The sequence below is a fragment of the Alteromonas sp. MmMcT2-5 genome, from assembly GCF_022348315.1.
Classification (GTDB): domain Bacteria; phylum Pseudomonadota; class Gammaproteobacteria; order Enterobacterales; family Alteromonadaceae; genus Alteromonas; species Alteromonas macleodii.
Genome location: NZ_JAKRFB010000109.1, coordinates 1 through 3,321, shown reverse-complemented (window position 1 = coordinate 3,321; position 3,321 = coordinate 1). Strand labels below are relative to the sequence as shown.

The following is a 3,321-nucleotide window of genomic DNA, read 5'->3' as shown; positions in this document are numbered from 1 at the left end:
GCATCAGTGGAAAAAGACGATCCGCTGGCTTGATGAACTCACCGCTGAAGCTTGCATGAGCAAGATTACATGCTAAATTCGTGGGGATCCCTCAGTATTGAAATCCAATGTTTCAAAACATTGAGTTCGTGTTTGCATTCTTCAAATTTTTCAACTAATGAATCTTCAATAAATATCGCTTTAGCTTCGCAGTGATTAAGCGTAAAAACCAAATCAGAAGGACCTTGTAAATAATTTACAGGTACAACAACAACGCCTGCTTTCATGCAACCATAAATAACGAGAGCGAATTCAATTGAATTAGGACTGGCTAATGCAACTCTATCACCTTGTTTTATATTTAACGCTCTTAACATATGATCAACTTTATTTAGCGCTTTATTTAACGCTAAATGGGTATAGGCAAGCCGTTCATTGTTTCTGTATTCCACAATGGCATCAAGGTTCGGGGATGTTGCTGCTTTACGCCTAAAAACATCACCCATGGCAACTCTGTTAATTATATTTCTGGAAGTATCCATCAGTATTCCTCTATTTTTTAATTATGTTATAAACTTAAACTAATAAAGCGCTCTCACAATAGATGGTTTCTTTTGCAATCACTTGTTTAATACATTTTTTAATAAATTCAAAATCTGGTTTATTGTTCTCAGAGGTTTGCTTAAAAGCGTTTGAAAGCACATGCCAACTCTGTGCACTTTCAAGCATTTTATTTTCTAATTCTAAGGTTTTAATAGATTCTAGATGTTGACCCGCTTCAGCTAAGAATCGAGCATACATTTTTCTAAAACCACTGCCACCTGTACCTCTTTTTTCAATGGTTTGGTAGGCAAATCGACAGTTCCATTGCCAGTCATCAGATTCGGCCCAATTACTGAGATCATCGGTCAGGGAGTGCAAAGCAGAAAAGCCGCTTGCATGGTCAGTTGAGTTAAGCAACCTATGTGCATTTTCCTTAATAGCCAATTTGCATAGTGTTTGTAAATCTGTAGGTTTGGATAGATGATGCGGAGCATAAAAATCACCATTACATATAAAGGGGGGGATTTGTGATACCCGCGCTTTTCTCATATCAGAAAAAGGCACGCTTTCTAAGTTTTCTCTTTCGGTATCGGTTACATAAAAAATTTTATCGTTTTTATCGTAACCCCAAACCATAATTCCATGACCCGGAAAATGACTCGATGAATTAAAGTAATGTAAATAAAATATGTCACTAAGCAGTAGGGCAGGCCGGTTTTCGTCTATGGCACAAAGAAGTTGTTTCTCGCTTTCTTCTTCCGTACGGCCACTTAACCATGAAAAATCATCTACACCAATAGCATTGAAAAAGCGTTTTTCATATCCTAAAGAGCGTGTATGAAGCAGGCGAGTAGGGGATGAAGACGGTGTTTTTAAATAAGTAATGCCTAAGCCGCCGCCTATACCAAAACAGAAGTCTTCACTCCAATTGAAATGATGAAAACGAACCAAGTCTGCTATTGCAGTACTAGAACAATGATGTCCTGGAACATGTGTATGATTAATTAAAGTCACTTAATATCCTTGAATTTGCTTAAACGCATATCTATAAGATAAGCTTAATACTTTAACGATGTAGCCATCGTTAAAGTATTATTAGTAGTTTACGATCTAAGATTCGCTCTGGCTTTTTCCGATACGTAATAACCAAGCTAAACTTGGAATTAAGGTAAGCGCACCGATCATATTAAAAACAAACATAAAGGTTAATAATAAGCCCATATCGGATTGAAATTTGATTGGAGAGAAAGCCCATGTCGCTACACATATTGCTAAAGTTACGCCAGTAAAGCCTACTGCTTTACCTGTTTGGTTTAATGTATATAAATAAGACATATAGAGTGACTTTTTCATGGCAAGCCCTTCTTTTATTTTACTGAAAATATAGATGCCATAATCAACCCCAATCCCGACACCTAATGCAATTACAGGTAATGTTGCAACTTTAACGCCTATACCTACAAAGGCCATTAACGCTTGACTTAACACCGAAGTGACAATCAAAGGAACTATGATGCATACAACAACAGGCACCGATCTAAAGGTAATTAAACAAATAATAATAACAACGGAATAGACCCAAATAAGCATCTCATTTTTGTGCTTCTTCAATTACGATATTGGTTGATGCTTCAACACCTGCATTTCCAGCGGCAAGAAGAAATTTAATACCATCTTGAGGATATTGTTAATCTTATGTTTAACTTGTTACATAAGATGACGTAGGGCGTTGGTTTTAACTAGTGCTTTTTACGTCAAAATGTATTTGTTTTGTCATTTTTAATCATTTTATTGGGGTCTACATTTATTTGTGGAAGTAAAATATGGAAGAAAGTTATACGGTACTGAGCGGTTGGATGATCTCTATTAAGCGTGCAATGGAGTTATTTGATCTTGATTTTGATGAAGCATGTCAAAATTTTAAGATTGATAGCCGTGCTTTTAATAACCCAGAATCAAGAACTACAGCAAAAAATATAACTAAAATACTTAATTATACTAACGCTAAGTTGAATCGGCATGATTTCTCCATTTCTGTTGCCAATCAGTTTCATCCTAATATATTTCATGCTCTTGGTTATGCCATGGTCTCGTCTGAAAGCCTACAAGCTGCTCTCCAATGCTTAGCTAACTACAAAAGAGTACTATCAAATACATGTAAGCTCACGGCGTTAGAAAGGAATAGTCAATTATTGGTTCATATGAATTTGTTTTGCCATAAAAGTACAGCGAGCCCTGTATTATCTTATGTTGGAGTTGAACTTTTTATTCTCACTGTAATTAAATTTTCTAGGGAGTTAGCAGGAGCAAATATTGTACCTTTGAAAGTGTTGTTTTCTTTTCCCGAGCCTAATCATGATACTGATTATTTAAATGACTACTTTAAATGTGATGTTGTATTTAATGCAGAAAAAACAACTATTGTTTTTGATCTTGAACAAACTCAAAAGCAATTGATAACGACTAATTCATTAATAACTCAAATGCATGAAAAAATTCTTGAAGAGTTCATGTCTCGTATAGATAAAAATGATTTAAAACATGTTGTAAAGTCAAAGATATTTGATCTTTTACCTTTTGGTAGCCCTTCTCAGCAAGTGATCGCTGAATCTTTAGGTTTTAGTCTTCGAAATATGCAACGAAAGCTAAATGAGCAAGGTACAAACTATCAGAGTCTATTAGAGAAAACACGTAAAGAGTCCCGAATTCAACTGCGAAGTGCGACACTCGTCAATATCAAGCAGCCAATGCCATTTCTTTAAATACAATCGCTGGCTGCTTGAAGCCTAAACACTTTCT

3 protein-coding genes and 1 pseudogene are annotated in these 3,321 nt (G+C 35.6%); 1 reads left to right on the top strand and 3 read right to left on the bottom strand.

Annotated elements, in window-relative coordinates:
• Positions 1–65 precede the first annotated feature (65 nt).
• The 3 genes and pseudogenes from MHN09_RS20970 to MHN09_RS20960 form a co-directional block, all read right to left on the bottom strand.
• Entirely contained in the window at positions 66–521 is a 456-nt protein-coding gene (locus MHN09_RS20970) for a class I adenylate-forming enzyme family protein (RefSeq protein WP_187447989.1), read from the bottom strand.
• Positions 522–555: 34 nt separating this feature from the next.
• Positions 556–1,536 (bottom strand): BtrH N-terminal domain-containing protein, encoded by a 981-nt coding sequence (locus tag MHN09_RS21625; protein WP_187447988.1) that lies wholly within the window; start codon positions 1,534–1,536, stop codon positions 556–558.
• A gap of 96 nt (positions 1,537–1,632) precedes the next feature.
• A pseudogene (locus tag MHN09_RS20960) lies at positions 1,633–2,197 on the bottom strand (MMPL family transporter); the annotation flags it as partial.
• Between the two features lie 148 nt (positions 2,198–2,345).
• On the opposite strand from MHN09_RS20960, the gene MHN09_RS20955 reads away from it, so the two are divergent.
• Positions 2,346–3,284: an AraC family transcriptional regulator ligand-binding domain-containing protein gene (locus MHN09_RS20955; protein WP_187447987.1), complete on the top strand. Its 939-nt coding sequence runs from the start codon at positions 2,346–2,348 to the stop codon at positions 3,282–3,284.
• Positions 3,285–3,321: the final 37 nt, after the last annotated feature.